We start from the raw sequence: 1,812 nt of genomic DNA on the forward strand, positions 1-1,812 counted from the left end.
CACCAACCTCAGGGTGGCGACGGTGCCGGCGTCGATTGCCGAGCGCGCATCGCCGGGGAGCTCTCCCGTCTCCGGGTAGGGGCCTTCCGCCGGAGGCTCCCACAGCAGCTCTCCGCCGAGCCACACGGCTTGGAGTGGATTTTCGGACGGGAACGAAGGGACGAAGTGGGACAGCCGGATCGGGACGGTTCCTCCATTGTCGATCGGCCAGGAAACCTCCTGTCCGCTGCGGGTGAACGGGAGCATGGTCACGCCAGGGCAGCTGGCCGACGTCACCGGGGTGGCTGTCGGAGTGGGCAGCCCGCTGGTCGGGCTAGCCAGAAGCCCAGGGACGACCGCCGGAGCCAGGGTAGCAGCTGCACCCGTGGCAGCCTCCGGCCCTGGCGGCGGCGTGGCGGGAGGGAGAAACAGGGCGGCTCCGATCACCATTAGCGCCACCAGTGCGACGGCCCCCAGGAGGTAGCCCGGCCACCGGGGTCGCGCCGCCCGCGGCACGGCCGGGGCTGCGGGTCGCACGGGTGCGGCCGGCCGGGCGGGTGGCACCTCAACCTCGGGCAGCAAGTCGCCCCGCAAGGCCCGCTGATAGGCATCGTTCAGCGCCGCTACCGATGCGAACCGATCCTCGGGCGGCTTTGCCAGGCACTTAAGGATGACCCGTTCGACCTGGGGAGCCAGATTCGGGTTGTACAGCCGCGGGGGAGGCGCCGGCTCCTGTAAGTGCATCAGGACGGTGCCCATGGCCGTGTCCGACTCGAACGGCAATCTGCCCGTCGAGAGCTGATACAGGATCACACCGAAGGAGTACTGGTCGGAACGGGGGCCGACCTCTCCGCCCCGGCCCTGCTCGGGCGAAACGTAGGCCGGCGTTCCCAGGATCATCGACCCGGTCAGGCTCGTCGAGCTCTCGGTCATGCGCGCCAGGCCGAAGTCGGTCAGCTGGGCGAGCCCCTGCCGGGTGACCATGATGTTCGACGGCTTGATATCGCGATGGATCACACCGCGGTCGTGAGCGAACTGCAGTGCCTCAGCGGTTTGGCCCATCCACCGGGCAGCCTCGGCCTGGGTCACGCCCCGGCGCGTCATGCGGTCGTACAGCGTGTCGCCGACGACGAAGGGCATGACCAGATAGGCATACCCCATCTGCTCGCCGTAGTCCGTGACCCCCACGATATTCGGGTGTTTGAGGCGCGAGACCACCTGGGCTTCGCGGCGAAAGCGGCGGACGAATCGCTTGTCGCCGCCCAGCGTCGGGGAAAGCACCTTGATGGCCACCTCGACCAGTTTCCGGGTGTCCATGGCACGGTAGACCGTCGCCATGCCGCCTTGGCCGATCTGCTCGACCAGCCGATAGTGGTCGAGCATCTGGCCGACCAACCCAGCCATCTCTGGCGCCTCACAGCAGTGTCTTCGATCCGGGAAGACACACCCGGACCCGTTTGCTTGGCGTCCATTTTACCGAGAATCGTCGGGATCGGTGCGCCAGTCCACCCCCGAACTACAGCTGGACCTCGCCGACCAGCTTGCCGTTCAGGTAGACCGTGTACGTCCCTTCAGCGTACGATCCCAGCGGGATTCCTGCCTCGAAGTCCTCTAGGACCTGGATGCAGGCCAGCGTCGGGTCAGCCAGGCTGTATAGGGCGACGTCGATCCTGCCGCTGGAATCCGGCGCCTCCACCTCCCACTTCAGCTCGTGGCACGGCGTGGGCAGCGCCCCCTTCACCTGGAGGTTGACCTGGACCGGGAAGCTCTCCATCAGCAGAAGTTCAGCCGTATCGACATATACCGGCCCGCGCTCGCCAGGCGGCACGTCAG

General features: G+C 67.4%; 2 protein-coding genes. Both read right to left on the reverse strand.

What is annotated here, in order from left to right:
- Positions 1-1,383, reverse strand: a 1,383-nt coding sequence (locus tag MUO23_03110) for a serine/threonine protein kinase (GenBank protein ID MCJ7511944.1), incomplete at its 3' end; no start/stop codon positions are given.
- A gap of 112 nt (positions 1,384-1,495) precedes the next feature.
- Positions 1,496-1,812 (reverse strand): hypothetical protein (locus MUO23_03115; GenBank protein MCJ7511945.1); only part of this gene is annotated, 317 nt, incomplete at its 5' end.

Source organism: Anaerolineales bacterium (assembly GCA_022866145.1).
Lineage (GTDB): Bacteria > Chloroflexota > Anaerolineae > Anaerolineales > E44-bin32 > PFL42.